Source organism: Paraburkholderia hayleyella (assembly GCF_009455685.1).
Classification (GTDB): Bacteria; Pseudomonadota; Gammaproteobacteria; order Burkholderiales; family Burkholderiaceae; genus Paraburkholderia; species Paraburkholderia hayleyella.
This window is the reverse complement of the sequence record NZ_QPES01000002.1, coordinates 71,788-95,247: the sequence shown is the minus strand read 5'-3', so window position 1 is coordinate 95,247 and position 23,460 is coordinate 71,788. Positions and strand designations below refer to the sequence as shown.

The window sequence follows — 23,460 nt, the reverse complement described above, 5'->3', positions numbered from 1 at the left end:
TATGCAGCGTCGTCAAGCGACCCATCCGCTCACGGGCGCTCAAGCGCAGGACGTCATAACACGGACGCATCAGATCGGCGCTGAAGAAGAAGGTAAAGCCTCTCTCGTTCCCCAACTCTATCTGCGTAAATACGGTTTTCAATGCGTTCCTGAAAATCCGGCAGATAACGATGAGTCTGGCGACAGCTTGAACGACAGCCATAAAAATCACGTCACACCAACCGTGATTGAGCCACCGAAAGCCAGCCACGCGCCCCAAACGGTCAAGCCAATAAAGTGCTGGCACGAAGTGCCGGGATACACGCGGAAACAGGACTGGATAACGGCATACAATCTGCATCAAACCGTTAAATTCCAGAGGCCTGACCTGCTCAAACAGTTTTTAGATCACGGTGCCAATCCGAATACCGTACTGCCGCCGTACACCGCACTTGAGAACATGGAGCCTGACGGGATGGGGTTACCGCTCGATCCGGATGCCGAGATCGACGAGCGTAGCCCGCTCCTGCATACCGCGCTCAAGACTGGCAATGCCGACATCCTGACACTACTGCTCAAGTGGCCCAATCTCTGCCTGAACCTTAAGGACCGGGCGGGAAGGTCACCACTCCATGTGGCTATCAAGTATAAAAACCGGATGTCCGATTCCACTTTTACGATGCTCATCCGGACCTTGAGCAAACGGAAGCTCGGACTCGTTGATCAACCTGATAACAAGGGCAATACGCCTTTGCATTACGCGGCAAGAAACGATGATATCCGGACGGTTTTAACGTTGCTGAAAAAGGGAGCCACACCATGGCTACGCAACAAGACACATCAAACCCCGTTGAATCTCAATTACGGCTCAGGAATAGCGGAGCCGGCCGACGATCTGATTACCGCTATCCGGACACGAGGCATGAGCGCCATTTGTACCGGCGAGGTCAGCCTGCTGGCTGATGCGATATATCACAACGACGTGATACTGCAGCAGATTCTGTTTAGCTTTGGTTTTGTTCAAGAGGGCAAGATCCATTTTCCGCTCGCGCCGCTCGCATTGATGGAAATCGCCATCAAGCTGAACGAATTTCAGCCACTCAATAACTATCTGTCTTTTTATCCTGTCAAAGAGTTGCATATTCAATTGCAGAATTTGCTGACGAAAATCCGCCCGCTTTTGAAAATATCATCCGCCGCTAAACAGATAGCGTTTGAAAAAATACTGGCGCACATCATGTTGCATGCCATCGTCACAATCGACCAGTCACAGCCTGATGGCTTGGCTTATGTGACATGGCTGGAGTCATACCTCAAAGATTCGGTTTATCCCGAGATGTACCTCGAGCTTTTTAAAAATCCTTTCAACCCGGATGAGGCCCAACCCGCTCCAGAAATGCAGTGGCTCAAAGGCAATCTGATGAAAAAAATGGAGCATGCCGGTCACGCCAGGGCCATCCGTGAGTACATGAGCGAGCGTCGTCTATGGACCCCTCCACGCCTCATCGCACTCGGCATTTACACCGCGAGCGTCGCAGCGTCTCTTCACACCACACAATAGGAAAACACGATCCGGCCGCGCGTGACGCACCGCCGTTTCAGTCATGCCGGTCAGAAACCTCAAGAGAGCGTCGAAGGCCGAGCGCCAGCAGCATCTGGAACAAATCGCGTCAATGAACCTGTCAACGAAAGCCCCCACTTCGAGAACCGAAATCGGCAAGCGCCTTCCCGGCTCATTCGCCCTGGGGCTGGACGGGCACAGGCGCCAGGGTTGAGGGGGGCGGCAACGCCAGCAACGCATCGGTCATGGTATCGGCCAGCCGCAAGGCAGACATCAGCCCGCCAAAGCCCCACACGTTACGTTCGATCAGCGCCACCCGGCCTGCACGCCGCGCGGGAACGAAGCGCCAGACCGGTGATGTCAGCTTCGCGGCGAGCGCGACCTCCGGCCCCGTCGCGCTCACCATCAACACCGTGGCCTGCGGCTGCCGCAGCAAGTCTTCGGACGTGACGTAACGCGTGCCTTCGCGGCTCGGCTGGCGGGGCCACAACGGCAGCCCGAGCACGCGCGCCACACCGCCCGCCATGCTGTTGCCGGTATAGGCCCAGTAGCGGTCGGGCAAGCCCAGCTCCTGTAGCAGCACCAGCGGTTCGCCTTGACGGTGTGCCGCAGCCAGCCGTCGCGCATCGCGCGCGAGGCCTTCGTCGAGCATGCGTTCAACCCGGCGTGCCTCGGCTTCGCGCCCGGTCATGCACGCTATCGTGCGGAAAATCTGCCGCGCCCAGTCAAGCTGGGTCGTCACCGCTGGGCCGTCATGCGCGGGTTGATGCGCGGGCCTAACCGGGTCTGGGCTGAACTGGAACAGCACCGTTGGCGCAATCGAATCGAGCGCGGCAAAGATCGGTGCATGACGAAAACCCACGCCAATCACAAGATCGGGCTTAAGCGCTGCAATCGCTTCGAGGCTAGGCTCCTGACGCGTGCCGACGTCGGGCACCGTGTGCAAACGCGCGTTGTCGTAGCCAATCCAGCTGGGGTAGTACGCGACATCGACCATCCCCACGGGTGTCAGATCCAGCGCAGCCAGCGCTTCGGCAAACATGAATTCCAGCACGACGATGCGCCGGGGCCGAGACGGCAATGCGGCACTCGCCTGCGATACCGTGGGATTGCGTGCCAGCGGCAGGCAAGCCGGAGCCGGAGCCGGAACCTCAGCGGCAGAGTGCGATGTCATGCGGGCGTCTGCTTGCGCGTGGGCTGCCGTTGCCGTCACGAGCATGGCCACGAGCGTCAATGTCAGCCTCGCCCGCCGCGCCACGGCAGCCAGGGTTCGACGTGGCGAGCCGCTCATTGCACCGCCTGCTGGCGTGCGAGTTCGTCTTCGCTCAGCGTTAATAGCAGCGGGCAACTTGAACACAGCGAGTCTTCTCCTGGGATTTCATAGCGCACGCAGCACACGCGGCGCACACGAAACGGCGTGGGGAGTTGCGTCGAACATGGCGTGACCCAGCGCACGGGGCAGCGCAGCGGGTTAGGTTCAGCATTTGAAGCCAGCGTGCGCGCACTGAAGAGCCATGCCGCGTCACGTTCGGCATCCGGTAGCGCGGCGCATTGCTCGAAGAGCCAGTCCAGCAGATTGCCCGCATTGCTCCACAGCACGCGCGGCGCGATGTGCGTCAAGCTCGCCAGCATGCCGATCACCGCAGGCAAATGCGTTTCACACAACGAGGCGTAACGCTGCGCCGGATCGGCCGTGACCGCCCCCAGCGCATCGGCGCTGAGATAAAGCGCATCGGGCAGGCCATCGCGCAACACCAGCGTGCATTGCGCGGGGCTCATGCGCAGGGGGCGTTGCAGCACCAGCGCAGCCAGCAGCGCAGCAGGCACGACCAGGCGGAAATAGTATTTGCTCCATTGCGAGAGCAGCGCCCGCGCATGCCGCTGCGGGTCGCCGCCGTAATGCTGCACCATCGTCTCAAGCAGTACCTCGCGTTGTTGCGCGAGCTGTGCCAGCGGTATGCAGACACTGTCTCGATCCTGCTGCACGGCCTCCGGCACCGGGCCCAGCCACACGCCTGCGGCATAGTCCGCCAGGGGTGAGGCGGACAACCATGCCGAGAAGGGCTGCGCGCGAGGAGCAGAGCGTGGCGTCCGTTGTCCCATCGGCCACCCACTCACCGGCCACGCGCGCGTTCGCGGCGCGTCTGCCGTACCAGCAAGGCGAGCAGATAAGGCGCGCCCACCAGCGCGGTGAGCACGCCGGCAGGGATTTCTCGCGGTGCGAGCAGCGTGCGCGCACCGATATCGGCGACCGCCAGGACCAGCGCCCCCAAGGCAGCGGCCAGCCACAAGCGCACGCGATGCGTGCGTGCACCGAGTAACGCGGCCAGATGCGGCGCCATCAAACCCACAAAACCGATCGGCCCGACTGCGGCAACCGCCGCACAGGCAGCCACGGTTGCCAGCAACAGCGCCAGCGGCCGCAATGCGGCCACCGGCAAACCGAGCGCGGCGGCCTGATCGTCGCCCAGCGCCAGCAAATCGAGCGGCCGCGCCAGCAACGCAAAGGCGGGCAACGTCAGCACACACCACGGCAGCAAGGCACGGACATCGGCCCAGCTACGGCCATAGGTCCCGCCCACCAGCCACACGACAAAGCGCGCGGGCTGCACGCTTTCCTGCACGATGATCCATTGCGCCAGCGTCGTACACAGCGTGCCGATGACAATCCCCGTCAGCGCCACTGCCAGCGGCGCATAGCGCGTGCGCCGGTTGAGCCAAAGCGTGACGGCGAGCGTCGTGCCGCCGCCCAGCAGTGACGCCGCCGCCATCGTGCTGTGCGTCGCCAGCGGCCAGAACAGCAAGGCGACGAGCGTCGCCAGCGCCGCGCCCTGGGTCACCCCTAGCACCTCGGGCCCCGCTAGCGGATTGCGCACGATGCTTTGCATCAGCACCCCACTGCCCGCGAGCAGCGCCCCGGCCAGCAACGCACAGACCAACCTCGGCAAGCGCACATCGAGCACCGCGCGCGCCGTGCTATCGGCGGTGGCCCATGCCGCTGAATTCGGACTATCCGCTACCCAAGCCCCAAGCCAGCGTCCAGGGCCCAGGAATGTCGCCCCCAGCGAGCCGCCGAGCACCAGCACCAGCACCGCACCCAGTGCGAGCCCCGCCACTACCGCCCACGGCGGCAGTGCCACGAGCCATGCTCCCAGGCCTCCCCGCGCAGGCTGCACGGCAGGCGCTTCGGCCCCGCCCGGCGAGCGCGACCACACACCGCCCTGGCGAATCATCGCCAGCATCAACGGCGTGCCCACGAGCGCGATGGCGACCCCGGTCGATAACGTGCCATCGAGATCGAGCGCCAGCACAGCGCTATCGGTCGCCAGCACAAGCAACGCACCCGCCAGCGCCGACAACGGCACGAGCGCGCCCAGCCGGGCCGCATGCGCGCCGCGCCAGTGACGCAGCAGGTTCGGCGCGATGAGGCCGACGTAGGACAGCGGCCCGGCGAGGCTCACCGCAATGCTGGCAAAACCCACGGCGATCACCAGCCCGGAAAACCGGGTGGCGGGCACCGCGACGCCAATCGTCTGGGCAGCATCGTCACCGAGCGCCAGCGGATCGAGCGAACGCAGGATGAACGGCAATGCACAGAGCGGCAGCACCAGCCATGCGCTCGCGTTGATGAGGCCCGCGGCGCCAGGTTGATACAAGCTGCCGGTAGCCCAGAGCGCGACACCGGCAATGCTTTGCTCGAAAAAAGCGAGCACCAGCGTCGTGATCGAAGAGAACAGCAGCATGCAAATACTGCCTGCCAGTACCATTCGCAGCGGACTCGCGCGCCAGCCTCCCGCCGCCGCACCCACACAGGCTGCCGCCAGCAGACCGCAGACAAACAGCAGCGGCACAGAGGCGACCCCAGCGAGCGCGGGCACGAGCATCGCCGCCAGCAAACCGAGTTGCGCGCCCCCGGTAATGCCAAGCAGATCGGGCGAAGCTAGTGGATTGCGCGTCAACGCCTGAAACAAGGCTCCCGCCATACCGAGGCAAGCGCCTGCCAGCACGGCCGCCAGTACGCGTGGCAAATGCAGATCGAGCAACAGCACACGCGCCAGCGCATGGGTTTCGCTCACGCCGAGCCCCGTTGGCGCCAAGGCGAACGGCGCGGCAGGCGTGGAAGACAGCAGCCACATCCCATCAGGCACAAGACGCCATGCGGCAAGGGCCACTAACGCAAGCAGCAATGACAGTGCGAGCGCAACAACATGATTGGGCCGGGCGGTACGCCAGCGCGGAGATGCCATCGCGCCCGTGCGCGGCACGCGGCGACGGGCCACGAAGCTCATCATGCAGCGCGCTCCGCGCCGGAAGGCAGGGTCGAAGGCGCTGACGCTTCGTCATCCGGAGCATTCGCCCTATCCATCGCAACCGCAGTCTTCATCGCGGCACCGCCCGCAGGATGAGCGGGCACGCACATGGGTGCGCCCGTCTGCGGATGCGCCATGCGCAGCATCGGCACACCAAAGGTCGCCTCCAGCGGCGCGGGGTTGATGATCACATCAGGACTACCCTGGGCGATGATCTTGCCTGCGCGCAGCAGAACCATTTCGTCGCTGAACTCAGCGGCCTGGTTCAGATCGTGCAGCACCCAGACAATCGTCAGCCCGCGCTCCCGGTTCAGGCGCCGCAGTTCCGACAGGATATCGAGCTGGTGATGCACATCGAGATACGTCGTGGGCTCGTCCAGCAGCACAATCGGCGCGCGTTGCGCCAGCGCCAGCGCAATCCACGCCCGCTGCCGCTCACCGCCCGAGAGCGCCGCGACATCGCGTTCGGCGTCGTCCGCCAGGCCGCTAGCGGCGAGCGCGTCGTCCACCGCGTGACGATCTTCCTCAGCAAGACCGCGCAACCAGCCACGGTGCGCGTAACGGCCATACGCCACCAGTTCGCGCACGCTCAGGCCTGCGGGAATCTGGTTGAACTGCGACAGCAGGGTCAAGGTCCGCGCCAGCTCGCGCCGCCGGTACGACGCCAGCGGCACACCCGCTACCGTCACCGTGCCGTGCCGCACTGGCTGCAAACCCGCCAGCGTGCGCAGCAACGTGCTTTTGCCGCAACCATTCGGGCCACACAGCGCGGTCACCCGCCCGGCACGCAATGCAATATCGAGCTCATCCAGCACCACGTGATCCTGATAGCCCACCGTCAGCCCGCTCGCCGCGAGGGCAATCGAATCCGTTGCCACCTTCACGGCAGCGGCGTCGGCCAGGCGCTCCATTACAGCGCGGCCGCAAGTTGCGGCGCATGCACCTCGGAGTAGCTTTCGGCCATCGCCACGACGACTTTACGCGGGCCTTCGAAGGGATCGCGCGCATGGGCGCTCAGCATGTTGTCGAGCATCAGCACGTCACCCGTGCACCACGGAAACACCACCCGCTGCTGCGCCAGGACGCCACGAATCGCGTCCAGCGCCGCGGCTTCGAGCGGTGCGCCATCACCGTAATAGACGTTGCGCGGCACGTTGTCCAAACCCACGGCATCCACCAGCGCTTCTTGCATGTCGTCATCGAGCGCCGACAGATGGAACAGATGCGCCTGGTTAAACCACACGTCCTCCCCCGTGCGAGGGTGGCGCGCCACGGCCTGACAGCGCTCGCGCGTGCGTAGGAGCCACTCGCCCTCGTCGCCCATGCGCCACTGGCATTCGATGTCGCGCGCCGCGCAATAACGCTCAACCGCGCCGCGCTCGGCCGTGCCGAAGGCCTGCTGCCAGGTCAGATCAAGCCCCTGGCCAAAGTTACGCACATAGAGCAGCTCACGCCCCGCAAAATGCGTCACCAGCGCCGGATCGAGCGCGCGATAGATCGCCCGGCTGTCGGCAATCGGCGTCGCCCCCCCGAGCGCGCCGCCAGCGCGCAGTGAAACCAGATTCGCAGCGGCCATTCGCGCGTGTAAGCCTGCTCGTTATGCAGCGGGATCGAACGATGCGGGGGATATTCGGTCGAGGTGTACACCGCGCCTTCCACCTGGCTGCGCGGCGTCGAGGCGAATTCATAACCGATGAGCGGCTCGCCAAACGAGGCCGCGAAGTGCTGGAAAGCATCAATCGACGGCACCTCGAACCCTCTGAACAGCACGCCCCCCACGTGTTCGAGACAGTCGTCGACGATGGGCCGCAGCGCGCTCGTCGCGGCATCGAGTGTGAGTGACCCGTCCACGCGAGGCGTGATCACGAGGGGAAAACCCGGTTCGATATGCAGCTCGTCAAGCAAAGGCGATGACATAGAGTGTCCTGGTGTCCTGAATCAAGGGAATCGCGGAAGTCATGCATGCGGGCAGGCCAAGCCCTCTCGAGCAGCTCAAGGCTCAAGGCTCAAGCGCAGCCAGATGACGCCGCAGGCTAGCCGGACGCATATCGGTCCAGACCACCTCAATGTGTGCCAGGCACACGGTTTTTGTCCCGCGCACGCCCACCTCGCGCCAGCCCGCTGGCACCGCACGAAACGTCGGCCAGATCGAATACTGTTCTTCGTCGTTGATCACGACGGTGTAATCCGTCTCGCCCGGATCCGCCGCATCAGCAGCACTCGGGGAAGAAGAGGATGAAACAGGAGAGGAGGAAGCGCGGGAAGCAGACTGAGACGGGTTCATGGTTGCCGGGGTGCAGGCGTGCTGCACGCTAAAAATGAAGGGATCGGACCACGCCCATGGCGGGCGCAGCGGCGTCAACATCAATGTCAATGACCCGTGGGCCAGGCCCAGACGTTCAATACAGCTAACGTCATGCGCCATGCCAGCCGGGTTAATCAGTTGACGTTTGAGGCACGCGATTTTTTAACCCGAACCGGTACGTTCATGGCTGTCGCCGCGCGCGGCCGATGAAACGCGGTGTTGCGGCCCAGCGCACAGTCGGCGCAATGCCGGGCTGCATCGCGCACCATGAAATGCACCAGCGTTTGCGACACATTGAGCCGGCGCGCGGTTTCCTGCAGCGTCTCTTCGCTGAAGCGCACCAGCTCGAATGCCGCCCGGGTACGCTCCGGCAACTGCGCCAGCGCATCGAACGCATGCTGCAACGCGTCGCGGGTCACGAGCGCCGTTTCAGGAGTGGGTTCGGGGGAAGGCACATTCAGGCCGTCTTCTTCGCAGGCGCGCCAGGTGCTTTCCAGCGCCTGACGGCGGCAGACGTCAATGGACGCATTGCGCACCATCCTGGTGACATAAGCGCGCGGCTGACGAATCGCGTCCTGGTTCGGAAACCCGATCAGTTTGAGCAACACGTCGTGAACCACGTCTTCAGCCAGGCTCACGCAAGTGACAAACGAGCGCGCCAGATTGACCAGCATAGGCCGCTGGGCGATCAATGCCTCCACCAGCAAACCGTGATGAGCGGCATACGCCGCCGAGGGAGCGGCGCATGCCGCGGAAACAGGCAGCGAGCGCCGCCGGGTAAGACTGGGGAGCGCTTGCGCGTGTGCTTCAGCCATCGGATCAACTCCGTCATCAGGTCAGAGGTGCGCAATCTAGCATGAATGCGAATCATTCTCACTTAAGATGCGTAAATATCCCTTCGATGCATAGGTGTTATTCCGACAGAAATGTAAGAATTAATGTTGCTATTTCGCCAGGCGGACCGTGAGAGCGGGCGCGGCTTTTCGTGGCTATACCGGTTATAGCGGCTTGGTGTTTGCCGTGACGCCAAAGCGGTGAAGTTAATCAGAGCATCGCATTTTGGAACTATTCAACTGGTTTAGTTACTTAGCATTCGCATAAGCATCCTGAACCGCCAGTTTAATAGCTGCATTTTAATTCATGAACGGGCAAGGCCAGCTGATTTTAATCTAACGCTACTGCTTCAGTCAAAAAATATATTTAATTTATCAAATTTTTTATTAAAAATATTCTGATTTATTTTAATCAATACTTCTGGAGAATTAAGTGATAAAAAACTTCCTGAGATATCTTCCGCTCAATAAAAACCATCAACCCCATGTTGTGAATAACATCACCCCGGGAGGTGACGACAGCCCATATCAGATGGAAGCGGGCAAAAACCGGATTAACGTCGAAGAAAACTCGACAATCCATTTTGATTTATCCAGGCTTGATTCATCAGTTCTGTTGCAGCTTGACCCGGAAGATTCCAGCTCAATCAAGTTCAGCACCGTTGATTACAAAAATTTTCTTGATGGCCTGCATGAAAATTTAAAATTCTATACCAATAAAAACGCTTTCGAATTTCTTGAAAAAAATAATGAAACCAGAAATACCTTGTCGCAATTATTGGCGAAACATGTGACGCATGCAGCCGCAGCACCGGTACTTGATACTATTTTTAACATGATGAACAGGTACTCGAGCGCAGATACCAAAATTATTGAGACAGAAAAAAAATTGCCAGGCGACAGTTTATTGCTCGATAAAGTGTTTCCAGAGCTTGAACAGATGTATCGGGATCTTCATGAAAGCAGCCTGAAAATCGACTCATTGAACAAGGCAATAGATCAGCATAAAAAAAATATCAATATAATAAATACCGAATTAAAATACAATCACGATCTTCAGAAAGCCACACAGAAAATTTACACCGAAACAGAACAGAAAGCGAAAACACTCGATTCCCATGAGCTACAGGGCGAGCTTAGATCCCTGGAAAAAATCATGGAAGCCATCACGGCCGTAAAATATCGAATTTATTCCAGCATGGAAGATTTAAAATCCCCGCCGGACACGCCAATAGACAGCACGACGATTAACGCGAAAATCAAAGCCCTGGAACAAGAAATAAAAAATATTTCTTACATCCGCACCAATAAATCAAAAAAAGAAATCCGCAAAGCCATTGATCATATTATTAAGAATAAAATCCCATGCTCCGATATTTTAGTGCTAAAACTAGCCTTGCTCGCTCACAAGCTAAAAGACCTCGCGCTGAATAAAAATTTCCTCAAATACAAGCTTTTTATCATATCGAACCCGTCTGAAATCCGAAATTTACTGCTTGCAACAATGCGTAAATGATTAGCATAAATCCCCCTGACGCGCTTTAAGCATGGTTAACTTGCCGTTTAATCTTCTGTCACGCGAGAGTGTTTTACATGAATCGTTTATTCGTATTAGGTTGCACTGTCGTCATGCTGCTGGCGGGCTGTGGCAAAGAGTCTGAAGCGGACAAGGCCAGCGCTCGTGTCGCGGCCAAAGATGCCCCGCTGGTCATCAGGATTGGCCATGCGGGCCAGCTTACGGGGCCGCAAGCGCATTTGGGCAAAGATAATGAGCACGGGGTGGAACTCGCCATCGAGGCCCTGAATGCCGAGCATCGAACCCTCGGCGGCAAACCGGTCCGCTTCGAAATGATTTCGGAAGACGATGCGGCCAGCCCGCAACAAGCCACCGTTGTTGCGCAGCGGCTGGTTGACGCAGACGTTGCCGGCGTAGTCGGGCACTGGAATTCAGGCACCACCATTCCCGCGTCCGCCATTTACGCCAAAGCCGGTATTGCGCAAATCTCGCCCTCGGCAACCAATCCGGCTTACACGCACCAGGGCTTTAAAACGGCATTTCGTGACATTGCCAACGACACCATCCAGAGCCAGGCACTGGGCCGCTTCGCCAGCGAAACCTTGGGGGCTAAACGCATTGTGCTGATCGACGATCGCAGCGCGGCTAGTCAGGGTCAAGTGGATGAATTCGAGCGCACGGTTAAAACGCAGGGCGCAACCATCGTGGCCCATGAATATACGAACGATCATGCGGTTGATTTTCGAGGCATCTTGACCGGCATCAAGAAACTCACACCCGATCTGGTTTTTTACGCGGGAATGGATGCCCAGGCGGGGCCGCTGCTCAAACAGATGCATGGGCTCGGGATAAAAACGCCCCTGCTCGGCGCCGACGGCATGCGCACGCCCGCGTTAATTTCTCTGGCGGGGCCCGAGGTGGCGGAAGGCACTTACGCATCGAGCCCTGGCGCGCAAAAGGAAAACTTGCCTGACTACGCGGATTTTGAACGGCGCTTCCGGGCACGTTTCAATACGCCTATTCAGCTGTATGCGCCCAATAGCTACGATGCCACCATGATGCTGGCCAATGCCATGCAGGCAGCCGGATCGGCAAAGCCAGCGGACTATTTACCCAAGCTGGCACAAACTGACTATACGGGCGTCACGGGACGTATTCGCTTTGATCCGTTGGGCGACCTTCGGAACAGCGCCATCACGGTGTACCAGGTTCAAGGTGGGGTGTGGCATCCCGTGAAAACGTTTCATGGGGCTGACGCGAACTAGCGCGATTCACCGTAGCGCGCGATAGACCTATGCGCCGCGCGCCGACCACGCCAGACAGGCGCAATAGCCCTCGGGTGCGGCGACCCAGCACGCAGCAAAACCGGGCCAGCGCGCCTGCGTAGCGGCACGCCATTCGACCCGCTCCTGTTCGCCCCGACGCGGATACAGCGGCGCGATATTCAGCCCCTCCGTGATGCCTACGCCAGCGGCCTTCAATAACGCCTCCTTGGCTACCCAACTCTCGAAGAACGCCGCGCGCTGCGCTGCGGCGCTCTCGAGCGCGGCAAGTTCAGCCTGTTCCTCATGATCCAGCGTCAACGCCGCCACCGAGCGCCAGTCGAACGCTGAACGGCACACTTCGAGATCGACACCCACCCGATATCCAGAAGCCGCAGACGCCACAGACGCCGCCGTGGACAGCGCAATCAAGCCGTAAGCACCGGCATGAGAGACATTGAAATCGAGCCCGCCTGGTGCTGCCCCGGCGAGCTGGGGACGGCCATGAGCGTCACGCGTCAGCGCCAGCGTGTGCGGCGCACGGTTCAGCGCGTGGCCGAGCAACACACGCAACGCGGCGCGCACGGTGACGAAACGCAAGACGTCTTCATGGCGCTGGAAGGCCTGGGCCTGGCGCCGCTCGTCCGCCGACAGCAGCGCGAGGCACGCGGCATCGGGCACAACATCGAAGGCGCCCTCGTCCTCAGACCTCAGCGCAACCTGCCACAACGCCACTTCAGGCGGCCCTGCGTGAGTGACGCTCACGAGCCGCAGCGGCACACTCAGCGGCACAACAGCAGGCATGCGGGACGGCCCAGCGCCACGCCGGATAAGCCGAGGCTAGTCATGAGCGGGGAAACGGCCCGGTTCGGCGCCAAGCCGCGCCTGGCGCATGGCTTCGAGCAGCACCGCCTGGTCGCCGATGTGATTGGCCAGCAGCAGGATCAATCGTGCATTGACCGCCTGGCTTTGCGCTTCGTCGCAATCACGATGCATGTCGATGAGCGCTTCATAGAAATCGTCGGGATGAGTCAGATTGGGCTGGGTATTTAACGCAGGCACAGGCAACGCAGACAACGCAGGCAACGAGGGCGAGGAACTGGGTGACGTATCAAGCGGCATGACGACTCCATTGAGATAGACCTGCGGGGACCAGCATGAGCGCCAAGGCAGGAAGACCGGGCCTTTAGCCTTGCCCACCGCCCAGTGCTTTATACAAGTTCATCCGGTTATTGAGGCGGTTAAGCTGGTTCGACAACTGCGCCGCCTGGGCTTCGCGCACGCTTTGCTGCATGTCGATCCAGGGCTGGACCCCGGTCGCGCCAGCGCGAAAGCGCATTTGTGCCAGTGTCTCGGCACGCATCGCCTGGGCTAGCGCCAACGCACGTTGCTGCGCTTCGTCGTCCAGTTGCTGCCGCGCCGACAGCGCGTTCTCCACCTCGGCCAGCGCGCCATACAGCCGCTGCCTGAACAGCAGCACAGCCTCGTCGTACTGGCTTTGCGACACCTTCACATTGAGCTGCATCGTGTTCCATTGAATCAAGGGCAGCGCCAGCCCAAGGCCCAGCGTCGCCACCGGGTTTTGCAATGCGCGCACGAGCGAATCGCTGCTCGTGCCCAGATTGCCCGTTAGCGTAAAGCTGGGATAGAAGCTGCGGCGTGTCGCGTCGACATTGGCCAGCGCCACGCGCAAACGAAACTCGGCCGCTTGCAGGTCCGGACGGCGGCCCAGCAGTTCGGCGGGCAAGCCCGCTGGCACAACGGGCAGCGGGCCGAGCGGCAAAGTACGAGGTTCATCCATGCGAAATTGCGGCGGCTGATCGAAGAGAATCGCCAGCGCATTGCGGTTTTCCTCGCGCTGTTGCAAAAACTGGGTTTGCGCGGCGCGCTGGCTGGAAACACTTTGCTCGGCTTGCGCCAGATCAAGGCCCGATACCGCACCCGCGGCATAACGGCTTTGCACCAGCGCGAGGGTGCGTTCAGCCGCGACGATATTGGCTTCATTCAACGCAATCTGGCGGTTCAGATAGCCCAGTTGCCAGTACACCGATGCAGTCGTGCCAATCAGCGCAAGCCGTGCCGCATCGCGGTCTTCGTCGCTGGCCTGGACCTCCCAGGCCGCCGCATCACGTTGCGCCGCAAGCTTGCCCCAGAGATCCAGCTCATAACTCAGCGAGGCATTCAGGCTGTTGCCACGGCTCATGCGGTGCGTATCCAGCGTGCGCGCCACCTGGCCATTGGCACTTACACTCACCGTAGGCGTCAGGTTGGTATCGACCAGCCCAGCCTGCAAACGGGCCCGATACGTCCGGATACCCGCCGCAGCCAGATCGTTATTGACCACCAGCACACGGCTAATAAGCTGGTCGAGCACGGGGTCGCCGAAGCTTTGCCACCATGCATCCGTCGTCGATGCCACGGCTGGCGCGGATGGAGATGAAGGAGCAGCCGGCGGCGGCAAGGATGAGGCTGCCATGGCCAGCGTGGGGGCCGCTTCAGGCGCATGGGCCACACCCGACCACTGCAGCGGCAGGGGCACGGCGGGCACCGCCTCGCGCCCCGACGTGACGCAGCCCGCGAGCCCGGCCAGGATGCAGGCCAGCAGGACATGGCCCCATCCAGGCCACCCGCCGCCGCATCCTCTGCCAAAACCTTGAAAACCTTGAGTAATCCGCATCGATTTGCCTTCGTCCAGTCGCGCTAGTCGTGTTAGTCGCGCGCCAGCGCATCGACCGGATCGAGCCGCGATGCGTTGCGCGCGGGCACGAAGCCAAAGACGATGCCGATCAGCGTCGAGCAAATTACCGCCAGCGCAATCGACAGCCCTGAAAACACCATTTTCCATTGGTCAACCAGCAGGGAAAACAGCACACCAAAAGCAAACGACAGCGCTACGCCAATCGCCCCGCCCAGCAGGCAAACCAGCACCGCCTCCACCAGAAACTGCTGCATCACATCGCTCTGACGCGCGCCCACCGCCATGCGAATGCCGATCTCACGGGTCCGCTCGGTAACCGACACCAGCATGATATTCATCACGCCAATGCCGCCCACCACGAGCGAGATCACCGCGATCAGCGACAGCAGTAGCGTGATTGACTGGCTCGTGCGCTGCATCGTCCTGGCGACGGAGTCCATGTTGAAAGTAAAAAAATCCTTGCGGCCATGGCGTTGGGTCATCAACTGCACGATGCCCGCTTCGGCCGCCGCGCCGGGCTGGCCATCGCGCACCCGCACGGTGATGCTGTCGAGCGACTGTTGCCCGAAGAGGCGGCCATTCGCCGTGGTGTAGGGCAGCCAGAGGTTGAGGCTCTTGTTGCTGCCAAACAGGCTTTTCTTTTCGGCGGTCACGCCTATCACCACGCAAGGCAGGTTATCGACCAGAATCACCTGCCCCAGCGGATCTTCTCCGTGCGCAAAAAGCTTGCGCTGGGTGTTGGCGTCGATCACGGCCACCTGCGCCTGGCGGCGCAGATCATCGGCGCCAAACGCGATGCCTTGCGCCAGCTTGATCCCCTGCACCTGGAAAAAACTTTCGCCCACGCCATTCACCTCGGCGTTAACGTCGACGTTGCCGCGCCGCAAAAGCAGGCCACGGCTCACACCAGGCGTCACGCTATCGACGTAATACAGGTCACGCAATGCGGCGGCATCCGCGGGCACGAGCGTCAGGATCGAACTGGCGTTGATGTCGCCCCAGTCCTTGCCCGGGTAAAGATTAATCGTCGTGGTGCCCATCTCGCCGATCTCCTTGAGCATGTACGCCTTCGCTCCCGCGCCAATCGCCACGATCGACACCACCGAAGTGATGCCAATGATGATGCCCAGCATCGTCAAAGCCGTGCGCAAACGGTGCGATACCAGCGCCACCCACGCCATGCGAAACGCTTCGGCAAAACGTCCGAGACTCGCCGTCAGACGCCGCTCATGCGGTGGCAGGCGGCTTTCTGGCGCAACCGCAACGGCTTCTTCGGGCGGCTCGTTGACGCGATCGCTGACGATCACGCCATCGCTGAGTTCGATGATGCGCCGGGCGTTGGCGGCGACCTTTTCATCGTGCGTCACGATGATGACCGTGTGCCCCAGGGCATTCAGCTCGCGCAGAATGCGGATCACCTCCTGGCCGCTTTTGCTATCCAGTGCGCCGGTGGGCTCATCGGCCAGAATCACTTCGCCGCCATTCATCAGCGCCCGGGCAATGCTCACGCGCTGCTGCTGCCCGCCCGACAACTGGCTGGGGCGATGCTCCGCACGCTCTGCCAGACCGAGGCGCGCCAGCAGCGCTTCGGCTCGCGCGTGGCGCGGCCCATGCGGCACGCCTGCGTAGATGGCGGGCATCTCGACGTTGCCCGCGGCGCTCAGATGCGGCAGCAGGTGATAGCGCTGAAAAATAAAACCGAAATGCTCGCGGCGTAACTGCGCCAGCTCGTCGCTGGAGAGCTCGCCGGTCTCGCGCCCGCCCACGCGGTAGCGCCCCGTGCTGGGATGATCGAGGCAACCGAGCAGATTCATCAGCGTCGATTTGCCCGAACCGGATGCCCCCATCAAGGCAACAATCTCGCCCGCGTAAATAGTCAGGTTGATCTCGCGCAGCACGCTCACCTCGCGCTCGCCAGCGGGAAAACTGCGGCCCACGCCGATCAGCTCCAGCAGCGGCTCAGGCGGATTCGCTCCGGTGCCGGAACCCGGTGCGGCGCTCATTATTTGGCCTCCGCATCGGCGTCGCCAATCACCACCTTCTCGCCTTCTTTCAGGCCGGCCAGCACCTGCACCCGGACGTTGTTATTGAGGCCCGTGCGGACCGCCCGCGTTTGCACCTCGCCGTTCGCGCCGATCACCCGCACCGCGTAGGCACCGTTTTTATCCTTGGCCCCGAGCGCCGCCACCGGCATGCTCAGCGCCTGCTGCGCGGTGGCCTGCACGATGCTCACCTGGGCAGTCATGGCGATGCGCAGCAGGTGGCCGGGGTTCGGCACTTCAAAGAGCGCGTTGTAAAACACCGCCGTATTGCTACGCGTGGCGCCGCTCAGGCTGTTCTGGGCCTCGGCGAAACTCTGCGGCGCGGGTTCGATGGCGCGCAGCTTGCCGTGATAGCGTTTATCGGCTTCACCGAGAATCGTGAAATACACCGCCTGCCCGGGCTTCACGCGAATCACATCGGCTTCGGAAACCTGCGCCTTGACGGTCATGGTGTCGAGATCGGCCAGCTTGAGAATGACGGGCGCTTGCTGCTGCGCAATCACGGTCTGGCCTTCCTGGGTGACGATGGCCACGACTTCGCCGTCCATCGGGGCGACGATCCGGGTGTAACCGAGATTGGCCTGGGCCGTTTCCACCTGAATGCGCGCCTGCTTGACCTGGGCGTCGAGCGATGCGAGGGTGGCACGCTGCACATTGAACTGCGCCTCGGCATTTTCGAAATCCTGGCGCGAGGTGGCGTCAGTGGGCAGCATCTGCTGCTGGCGGCGATAGGCCAGCTCCGCCTGCCGTAATTGCGCAGCTGTGGCGCGGCGCTGGGCCAGCAGGCTATCGGCGCTGACCTGCGCCTGACGCAGCGCGTTTTGCGACAGCACGGGGTCAATCTCGGCGAGCCACTGGTCTTTTTTGACTGTTTCGCCCAGTTGCACCTTGAGCGATTTCAACTGGCCCGACACTTGAGCGCCGACATCGACCTGCTTGTAGGCCTGCAAGGTGCCGGTGGCCAGCACGGCGCTCTCGAATGGGCCGCGGGTGACGCTCGCGCTCAGATACTGGGGGGCGTCCTTGCGGCCAAAAAAGAACAGCGCAAGCCCGATCAGCCCAAGCAGCACAACGCCGCCGATGACGAAACGGCGCCAGCGGCGCGGAGATTTTTTCATAACGCAAAAGACTAAAAGAAAACGGAAAGCAGAAAGCAGCGCTCAACACCAGGATCAGCCACAGCATGCCCGGCGCAGCGTAACACCCGTTTCCGTACCGGTTTTAGCGGATAGTGACTATCGCTGATTCAATTCGCATTCAATCTCAAATTGTTCCGGCTCATCCGGCCCGTGGGGACCCTCTGACTTGCGCTATCTCGTGCTATCGGACGTGGGCTGCGGCTGCACGATACACCGTAACGCCTGTGCCATGGCTGCCGTGTCGAGCTGACGCCAGCGGGCACAAACATGCTGGTCCGGGCGCACGAGATACACCGTGCCAGGCCGTGCATCGTAACGCAAGGCCGCGAGCCCTTCGACGTCGTAGAGCGTGAGCGCACCGGAATCGCCCGAGGCGCGAGCAGTCTCAGCGGTCCCAGCGATCTCAGCAGTGTCAGGAACCATCGGGCCCGCTGCCATGACCAGCCGCACACGCCGCAACGGCAGTTGTGGCAGTTGTGGCAGTTGTGGCTGATGCCGCATCAGACGCGTCTCCAGTGCCTCCCATGCCGCCTGCTGCTCCTGCTCCAGGCCTTGTGGCCCGCTGAACAGCAGCACCGTGAAGTGTCCGCCCATCTGCCCGAGCAACCAGTCCGGCGCGCCTGCGGCCAGCACCGGCGCATCGCAGCAGGGCGCCCCGGGACACAGCGCGCCCGCGAAACAGGCCTCATCCGCCGTATTCAACACGGAGTCATGCAGCACCGCGGGCAGCGACAGCCGTCCGCTATTCACCAGTTGCCGCGCAAACGGCAGCTCGCGTGCCAGCGTCAGGACCGCGTCGCGGAACACCCGGCTCACCGCGCTCTTCGGCGTGATGAAATCGGTGGCACGCGTCGAATGACGAATGTTTTCATCGGCAGCGAACTCACGTTCGCTGGCATAGCTGTCGAGCAACGCCTCGCTGGCGTGCCCGGTCAGCACCAGCGCCAGCTTCCACGCGAGGTTTTCGGCGTCCTGCACACCGCTATTGGCGCCCCGTGCGCCGAACGGCGATACCCCATGCGCGGCATCACCCGCGAACAGCACATTGCCGTGGCGAAAGCGCGCCATCCGCTGGCAGGCGAAGGTGTACACGCTGACCCACTGCAACTCGAACTGCGCCTGTGCCCCAAGCAACGCTCGCACGCGCGGCAGGACGCGTTCCGGAGTTTTTTCCAGCACCGGGTCCGCCTCCCAGCCCAGTTGAAAATCAATGCGCCAGACGTTGTCCGCCTGGCGATGCAACAGCACCGACTGATTCGGATGAAACGGCGGATCGAACCAGAACCAGCGCTCCGCCGGAAACGGCGCGTCCATTCGCACATCGGCGATCAGGAAACGGTCATGGAACGTACGGCCCACGCTATCGAGCCCCAGCAGCCGACGCACCGTGCTGCGCGAGCCGTCAGCCGCAACCACATAGCGGCCGCGCAGCGTGTACGTGTCGTCATCCGGCGTCGTCACCACGAGGTGCACGCACGCGGGGGCGTGCTGTGTCGCGTGCTGCGGCTCGATGCCGCTCACCTTGTGCCCCCAGCGAATCTCAATCTCAGGCCGCGCCTCGGCGCATTCGAGCAGATAGCCTTCGACGTAGTACTGCTGCAAATTGATAAACGCCGGACGCCGATGGCCCGCCTCGGGCAACAGGTCGAAGGCGTATACCAGTTCGTCGCGCACGAACACCTTGCCGAGATTCCAGCTCACGCCTTTGTCCACCATGCGCTGGCCGCATCCGAGACGATCGAAGATATCGAGCGTGCGCCGCGCAAAACAGATTGCCCGCGAGCCGCTCGAGAGCGCATCGCCTTCATCCAGCAGCAGCACGGGTACGCCCTGGCGCGCCAGATCCAGCGCCGTCGCCAGCCCCACTGGCCCGGCCCCGACCACGATGACCGGATACGGCTCAGCCGTTTGCGCGCCTGGCGCGGCTTGTTGTTCACGGCACGGCTGGTACGCAAATCGCAACGACGGGTAATCGGGTTTCATGGGATGAGGACCCTGGAATGGAGGCATCGCCGAACACCTGAGCCCAGGCCAGGCCCGGATGTCACGCAAGGATGGGCAGGAGCCATTCAGGCCTGCAAGGCGGCCCACATCTCCTTGTCGCGCTGCGCGGTCCAGATGCGCGGATGCGTGATGCCGCTGGCTTCGTCGTAGGCCCGCGAGACATCGAACGGCAAGCAATGTTCATAGATGAACACGTGGCCGAATTGAGCATCCATCGCCGCGCGGGTGTGGGCCATCGCGGCTTTCAGGTCGAGCTTTTGCGCCACCGCTTCGCGCCCCCGCTGGAGCAGCGTCGTGACGAAATCACGGGTGTAATCGAGCCCCTTCCTGACCTCGGCGGGCGTCCGTAGCGCCGGGCCACGGCCTGGCACCAGTTGCTGCGCGTCCAGCGCACGCAACGCTTCGAGCGTGCGCGGCCATTGCTCCAGTTGCGCATCGCCGCAATAACAGGCGGCGTCGTATTCGACCAGATCGCCGGAAAACAGCACCTTTTGCCCAGGCAGCCAGACGACCGTATCGCCCTTCGTATGACCCGCGCCCAGATGCGCGATACGCACCTCGAGCCGGCCGAGAAACAGCGTGATTTCGCGCTCGAAGACCAACGTGGGCCAAGTCAGGCCAGGCACGCTTTCGACCCCGGCGAAGAGACGCGGAAAACGTTCGATCTCCGAGCGCATATCGGCTTCGCCGCGCTCGACGATCATCTCGTAGGTGCCACGGCTGGCGATCACCTGCTGCGCGCCTTCGGCCAGATACGCTGACGCGCCCAGCACACGCACGGCGTGGTAATGCGACAGCACCACATGCTTGATCGGCTTGTCGGTGACGCGGCGGATATGCGCGATCAGGTCTTGTGCCATCGCGGGCGTGGCGGTGGTGTCGACCACCAGCACGCTGTCGTCGCCGATGATGACGCCGGAGTTGGGATCGCCCTCTGCCGTGTAGGCATAGGCGTTGGCGGAAAGCTGGGTAAATGTGATCTTTTTTTGCTCAAGATCAGCCTGGGATGCGAATGCCTTGGCCATGCAAAACCTCCCTTCTGCTTGTCTGAATGTTGTCTGGATGGACTAAATAGTGTGGAGATGAATCAGGGGCGCGCCACCTTGCGCTACTTTGCGTCCCCTTTCATGAGGCACGCGCAGCCAGGCGGACAACCGCTCTCGCCCCGTCGTTTGAAGCCTGCTTGCCGCCATCGGCGGCTCAGGGTAGGCCATCTTACGGGAAGCGCAAAAATTTAGTCAATGGCTAAATTTTTAGCCATTGACTAAATTTTTGCGATGAAAATAGACGACTGCGAGTCTCCGGCATTCGTTTAACATGGCTTTTTTTCCTGAGACCCAGCCCGTTGAATTCGCCTTCCGAAAAAAACTCGTCCGTAGGCTCCAAGCCTGCGCCAGCGCAGACAAACAAGTCCCAGCGAGGGGTGCAGAGTGTCGAAGTCAGCGGGCGTGTATTGCATGCGCTAGCCCAGGCGCGCGGCGCGCTGACGCTTTCCGAACTCGCCACCCGCGCGCAGTTGGCCCCCGCTCAGGCGCATGCCTATCTGGTCAGCCTCGTGGGGCTTGGGCTGGTCAAGCGCGACACGCTAGGGCGTTACGAGCCGGGGCCGATGGCGCTCCGGTTAGGGCTATTGCATTTCGCGCAGCAGCCCGCCTTGCGCGCCGCCCTGCCACATGCCATGGCGCTCGCCGAAAACACCGGTGTCAGCGTCGCGCTCTGCGTTGCCGGACCGCAAGGGCCGACCATCGTGCGTTATCTGCATACGGGTTTTGCGCTGCACGTCAATTTGCATGTCGGCACGGTCATGTCACTGCCCATGACAGCAACGGGGCGGGTTTTCTGTGCGTTTTTGCCGGCAGCGACCTTGAACGCGATGTGGACGCACCAGTCGGGTAGCACTGGACGCGAACTAGCCACCAGCGCGGGACGGCCCGCGTTCGAAGCCGCGCTCACGGCAATCCGCGCCCGAGGCATGGAGCGCAGCGTCGATAACCCGACGCCTGGCATCAGCAGTTTGTGCGTGCCGGTGCTGGATGCCAACAACCGCCTGTGCCTGACGCTCACGCTGATTGGCGCCACGGGGGTGCTTGAGGTGCAATGGACAGGCGGGATCGCACAAGCGTTGCAGCGCGCGGCCAGCACCATTCACCAGGAACTGATGGAAGCGGCGGCACGCCGCCCCATTGCCTAAAACCACCTGCCACTGTCTGCCATCGCCTGACCATGACCTCTTTCCCACATCCGGATCCGGATGCTTCTTTTCAGCCCCATGATGCAGCGAACGCGCGCGCCGGCAGCAAACCCCAGCGCGGCGTGCAATCGCTCGACACCATGGGCCAGATCCTGCAAGCGCTGGTCGCCGCCGATGCCCCTTTGACACTCGGCGAGCTTGCCGCCACGGCAGGCATGTCAAGCGCCAAAGCTTTCCCGCATCTGGTCAGTCTGCTGAAAACCGGCCTGTTGCAACGCGATGCGCAGGGCCGCTTCAATGCCGGGCCACTGGCTTGCGAACTCGGGCTGATCGGCCTGCAACGGCTCTCGCCACCGCGCGAAGCCGAAGCCGAGATCGTCAGCCTGGCGGCCGCCACAGGCCTGAGCGTGGCGTTAGCCGTGCTGGGGCCATTGGGTCCAACGGTGATACGTCTGGAAGAATCGGTCCGGCCGGTTCACGTGAGCCTGCGCGTAGGAACGGTCGTATCGCTGGTGAAAACCGCGATAGGGCGCACCTTCGCGGCCTATCTGGGAGAAACGATGTTGCGCGATTTATTGCGCCAGGATGCGTGCCGCCTCGCGGGCGTGGCGCCCGAGGAGATCTTTCTTGCGGCAGAGCCTGAAGCGTCGAAGGGGCCTGGTGCAGCCACGACATCCGCTGCACCGGCCAGGATGGCCGCGTTGCGCTTGCGTTATGTCCAGCATCTCGCGCGCATTCGCCATGCAGGGATGGACCACGCGCTCAACAAGCCGATTCCGGGCATCGGTACGCTCAGCGCGCCGGTGTTCAACCATAGCGGTGAGATTTGCCTGGTGCTGGCGCTGCTGGGGCCGGCCAACCTGATCGACCCCGGGCTGGCCGATCCACTCACGCAAACGCTGCGGGCTGCGGTACAACAACTATCGTGGCGTCTAGGCTATTCGCCCACAGCGGGCAAGGCTGGCGAAGGGGATAAGACGAAGCACAAACCCGGTGCTTAAAACTTCACTTATGCAACTGAACCCGGCCTGTTATCAGGTCCGGCAACTCGCCCAGTGTCGCGTTCTTGTCTTTGAAAAAATTCCCCAGAACGCGCAGGAAATCAACTCCCTCATGAAACGCGCGGACCGTCAGTTCATTTTCACACTTGGTCTTATCGTCGTTGCCTGCTCCGGTTGCCGATGCCGTCGCACGGGTAGTGGTACGAACGCTAGGCATAGCTTGTCATCCTCATAAAAATCCAGTTCGTCAGTTCGTTAATTCATCTGCGGACACGGGCTACATCTTTGCAAAATGCCCATGCCGACGTCTCATGCTTTCTATGTAACCGGCCGTTACGAAACGTTCCAGAAATCTGCTGGCGGCAGACATCGAACGCTTCGTGCAACAGTTTTAGCGCTGCAAAAAGCGGGGGATCGAGGCTTTAGCCAGCCGTGCTGCTTCAAGGTCCAGCAGAATTTATTATTTTCGACTTCCACCGTCGTCAATTTTGAAAGCTGCAACCCGGTTAAATGTTTCAGGTTATCAATAGCTGAAGCCATAAAATCAATACCGGCCCCTGTGCCCTCCACACAAAGTCTTTCCAGGCCCGGGCAGACTTGTGCCAACACCTTTCCACAC

The 23,460-nt window shown here is 61.6% G+C and carries 19 protein-coding genes and 1 pseudogene; 5 read left to right on the top strand and 15 right to left on the bottom strand.

Features of this window, described 5'->3' with window-relative positions; translation table 11 throughout:
* The first annotated feature begins 1 nt into the window (after nt 1).
* Nucleotides 2-1,540 (top strand): ankyrin repeat domain-containing protein, encoded by a 1,539-nt coding sequence (locus GH657_RS14895; protein ID WP_153101836.1) that lies wholly within the window; start codon nt 2-4, stop codon nt 1,538-1,540.
* Nucleotides 1,541-1,712: 172 nt separating this feature from the next.
* Here the strand turns inward: GH657_RS14895 and GH657_RS14890 are convergent, their stop codons facing one another.
* From GH657_RS14890 to GH657_RS14860, 7 genes and pseudogenes are all read right to left on the bottom strand, one after another.
* Complete coding sequence (locus GH657_RS14890) at nt 1,713-2,831, bottom strand: ABC transporter substrate-binding protein (protein ID WP_153101835.1); 1,119 nt, start codon at nt 2,829-2,831, stop codon at nt 1,713-1,715.
* Nucleotides 2,828-3,643, bottom strand: coding sequence for a siderophore-iron reductase FhuF (gene fhuF, locus GH657_RS14885; RefSeq protein ID WP_153101834.1), 816 nt, complete (start codon nt 3,641-3,643; stop codon nt 2,828-2,830). The genes GH657_RS14890 and fhuF overlap by 4 nt, the downstream gene beginning before the upstream one ends.
* An 11-nt stretch (nt 3,644-3,654) precedes the next feature.
* Nucleotides 3,655-5,832: a Fe(3+)-hydroxamate ABC transporter permease FhuB gene (gene fhuB, locus GH657_RS14880; protein ID WP_153101833.1), complete on the bottom strand. Its 2,178-nt coding sequence runs from the start codon at nt 5,830-5,832 to the stop codon at nt 3,655-3,657.
* Nucleotides 5,829-6,761: an ABC transporter ATP-binding protein gene (locus tag GH657_RS14875; RefSeq protein WP_425495760.1), complete on the bottom strand. Its 933-nt coding sequence runs from the start codon at nt 6,759-6,761 to the stop codon at nt 5,829-5,831. The genes fhuB and GH657_RS14875 overlap by 4 nt, the downstream gene beginning before the upstream one ends.
* Nucleotides 6,761-7,767 (bottom strand): annotated as a pseudogene (locus GH657_RS14870) (TauD/TfdA family dioxygenase). Before GH657_RS14870 ends, GH657_RS14875 begins: the two are co-directional and overlap by 1 nt.
* A gap of 82 nt (nt 7,768-7,849) precedes the next feature.
* Complete coding sequence (locus GH657_RS14865) at nt 7,850-8,134, bottom strand: MbtH family protein (RefSeq protein WP_153101832.1); 285 nt, start codon at nt 8,132-8,134, stop codon at nt 7,850-7,852.
* A 155-nt stretch (nt 8,135-8,289) separates the two neighbouring features.
* The gene (locus tag GH657_RS14860) at nt 8,290-8,970 is read right to left on the bottom strand and encodes an RNA polymerase factor sigma-70 (protein ID WP_153101831.1); all 681 of its coding nucleotides are present in this window, start codon (nt 8,968-8,970) and stop codon (nt 8,290-8,292) included.
* 451 nt (nt 8,971-9,421) lie between these two features.
* On the opposite strand from GH657_RS14860, the gene GH657_RS14855 reads away from it, so the two are divergent.
* Nucleotides 9,422-10,504, top strand: coding sequence for a hypothetical protein (locus GH657_RS14855; RefSeq protein WP_153101830.1), 1,083 nt, complete (start codon nt 9,422-9,424; stop codon nt 10,502-10,504).
* A 77-nt stretch (nt 10,505-10,581) separates the two neighbouring features.
* Nucleotides 10,582-11,769, top strand: coding sequence for a branched-chain amino acid ABC transporter substrate-binding protein (locus tag GH657_RS14850; protein ID WP_153101829.1), 1,188 nt, complete (start codon nt 10,582-10,584; stop codon nt 11,767-11,769).
* A 27-nt stretch (nt 11,770-11,796) separates the two neighbouring features.
* Here GH657_RS14850 and GH657_RS14845 read toward each other — a convergent pair whose 3' ends face one another.
* From GH657_RS14845 to GH657_RS14815, 7 genes are all read right to left on the bottom strand, one after another.
* Complete coding sequence (locus GH657_RS14845) at nt 11,797-12,570, bottom strand: 4'-phosphopantetheinyl transferase family protein (protein ID WP_246174178.1); 774 nt, start codon at nt 12,568-12,570, stop codon at nt 11,797-11,799.
* A 36-nt stretch (nt 12,571-12,606) separates the two neighbouring features.
* Nucleotides 12,607-12,828: a DUF2783 domain-containing protein gene (locus tag GH657_RS14840; protein ID WP_246174228.1), complete on the bottom strand. Its 222-nt coding sequence runs from the start codon at nt 12,826-12,828 to the stop codon at nt 12,607-12,609.
* A gap of 124 nt (nt 12,829-12,952) precedes the next feature.
* Nucleotides 12,953-14,443, bottom strand: a complete 1,491-nt coding sequence (locus GH657_RS14835; RefSeq protein ID WP_153101827.1) for an efflux transporter outer membrane subunit — start codon at nt 14,441-14,443, stop codon at nt 12,953-12,955.
* Between the two features lie 32 nt (nt 14,444-14,475).
* Entirely contained in the window at nt 14,476-16,467 is a 1,992-nt protein-coding gene (locus GH657_RS14830; protein ID WP_153101826.1) for a MacB family efflux pump subunit, read from the bottom strand.
* Nucleotides 16,467-17,624 (bottom strand): macrolide transporter subunit MacA, encoded by a 1,158-nt coding sequence (gene macA / locus GH657_RS14825; protein ID WP_153101825.1) that lies wholly within the window; start codon nt 17,622-17,624, stop codon nt 16,467-16,469. The genes GH657_RS14830 and macA overlap by 1 nt, the downstream gene beginning before the upstream one ends.
* A gap of 192 nt (nt 17,625-17,816) precedes the next feature.
* A complete protein-coding gene (locus tag GH657_RS14820; RefSeq protein ID WP_153101824.1) occupies nt 17,817-19,628 on the bottom strand; it encodes an FAD-dependent oxidoreductase in 1,812 nt (603 codons plus the stop codon).
* Nucleotides 19,629-19,714: 86 nt separating this feature from the next.
* Nucleotides 19,715-20,674, bottom strand: a complete 960-nt coding sequence (locus tag GH657_RS14815) for an MBL fold metallo-hydrolase (protein WP_153101823.1) — start codon at nt 20,672-20,674, stop codon at nt 19,715-19,717.
* Nucleotides 20,675-20,994: 320 nt separating this feature from the next.
* Here GH657_RS14815 and GH657_RS14810 point away from each other — a divergent pair, with 320 nt between their 5' ends.
* Together GH657_RS14810 and GH657_RS14805 are read left to right on the top strand one after the other, a co-directional pair.
* Nucleotides 20,995-21,840: an IclR family transcriptional regulator gene (locus GH657_RS14810; RefSeq protein WP_153101822.1), complete on the top strand. Its 846-nt coding sequence runs from the start codon at nt 20,995-20,997 to the stop codon at nt 21,838-21,840.
* 32 nt (nt 21,841-21,872) lie between these two features.
* Nucleotides 21,873-22,841: an IclR family transcriptional regulator gene (locus tag GH657_RS14805; RefSeq protein WP_153101821.1), complete on the top strand. Its 969-nt coding sequence runs from the start codon at nt 21,873-21,875 to the stop codon at nt 22,839-22,841.
* A gap of 4 nt (nt 22,842-22,845) precedes the next feature.
* On the opposite strand, the gene GH657_RS14800 is transcribed toward GH657_RS14805, so the two are convergent.
* Nucleotides 22,846-23,058 (bottom strand): hypothetical protein, encoded by a 213-nt coding sequence (locus tag GH657_RS14800; protein WP_153101820.1) that lies wholly within the window; start codon nt 23,056-23,058, stop codon nt 22,846-22,848.
* Nucleotides 23,059-23,460 lie beyond the last annotated feature (402 nt).

Bases quoted from the DNA above. Each gene is read 5' to 3' on its own strand.
- GH657_RS14895 (WP_153101836.1), top strand. From the start codon at position 2: ATGCAGCGTCGTCAAGCGACCCATCCGCTCACGGGCGCTCAAGCGCAG.
- GH657_RS14890 (WP_153101835.1), bottom strand. From the start codon at position 2,831: ATGAGCGGCTCGCCACGTCGAACCCTGGCTGCCGTGGCGCGGCGGGCG.
- fhuF (WP_153101834.1), bottom strand. From the start codon at position 3,643: ATGGGACAACGGACGCCACGCTCTGCTCCTCGCGCGCAGCCCTTCTCG.
- fhuB (WP_153101833.1), bottom strand. From the start codon at position 5,832: ATGATGAGCTTCGTGGCCCGTCGCCGCGTGCCGCGCACGGGCGCGATG.
- GH657_RS14875 (WP_425495760.1), bottom strand. From the start codon at position 6,761: ATGGAGCGCCTGGCCGACGCCGCTGCCGTGAAGGTGGCAACGGATTCG.
- GH657_RS14865 (WP_153101832.1), bottom strand. From the start codon at position 8,134: ATGAACCCGTCTCAGTCTGCTTCCCGCGCTTCCTCCTCTCCTGTTTCA.
- GH657_RS14860 (WP_153101831.1), bottom strand. From the start codon at position 8,970: ATGGCTGAAGCACACGCGCAAGCGCTCCCCAGTCTTACCCGGCGGCGC.
- GH657_RS14850 (WP_153101829.1), top strand. From the start codon at position 10,582: ATGAATCGTTTATTCGTATTAGGTTGCACTGTCGTCATGCTGCTGGCG.
- GH657_RS14845 (WP_246174178.1), bottom strand. From the start codon at position 12,570: ATGCCTGCTGTTGTGCCGCTGAGTGTGCCGCTGCGGCTCGTGAGCGTC.
- GH657_RS14835 (WP_153101827.1), bottom strand. From the start codon at position 14,443: ATGCGGATTACTCAAGGTTTTCAAGGTTTTGGCAGAGGATGCGGCGGC.
- GH657_RS14830 (WP_153101826.1), bottom strand. From the start codon at position 16,467: ATGAGCGCCGCACCGGGTTCCGGCACCGGAGCGAATCCGCCTGAGCCG.
- macA (WP_153101825.1), bottom strand. From the start codon at position 17,624: ATGAAAAAATCTCCGCGCCGCTGGCGCCGTTTCGTCATCGGCGGCGTT.
- GH657_RS14820 (WP_153101824.1), bottom strand. From the start codon at position 19,628: ATGAAACCCGATTACCCGTCGTTGCGATTTGCGTACCAGCCGTGCCGT.
- GH657_RS14815 (WP_153101823.1), bottom strand. From the start codon at position 20,674: ATGGCCAAGGCATTCGCATCCCAGGCTGATCTTGAGCAAAAAAAGATC.
- GH657_RS14805 (WP_153101821.1), top strand. From the start codon at position 21,873: ATGACCTCTTTCCCACATCCGGATCCGGATGCTTCTTTTCAGCCCCAT.
- GH657_RS14800 (WP_153101820.1), bottom strand. From the start codon at position 23,058: ATGCCTAGCGTTCGTACCACTACCCGTGCGACGGCATCGGCAACCGGA.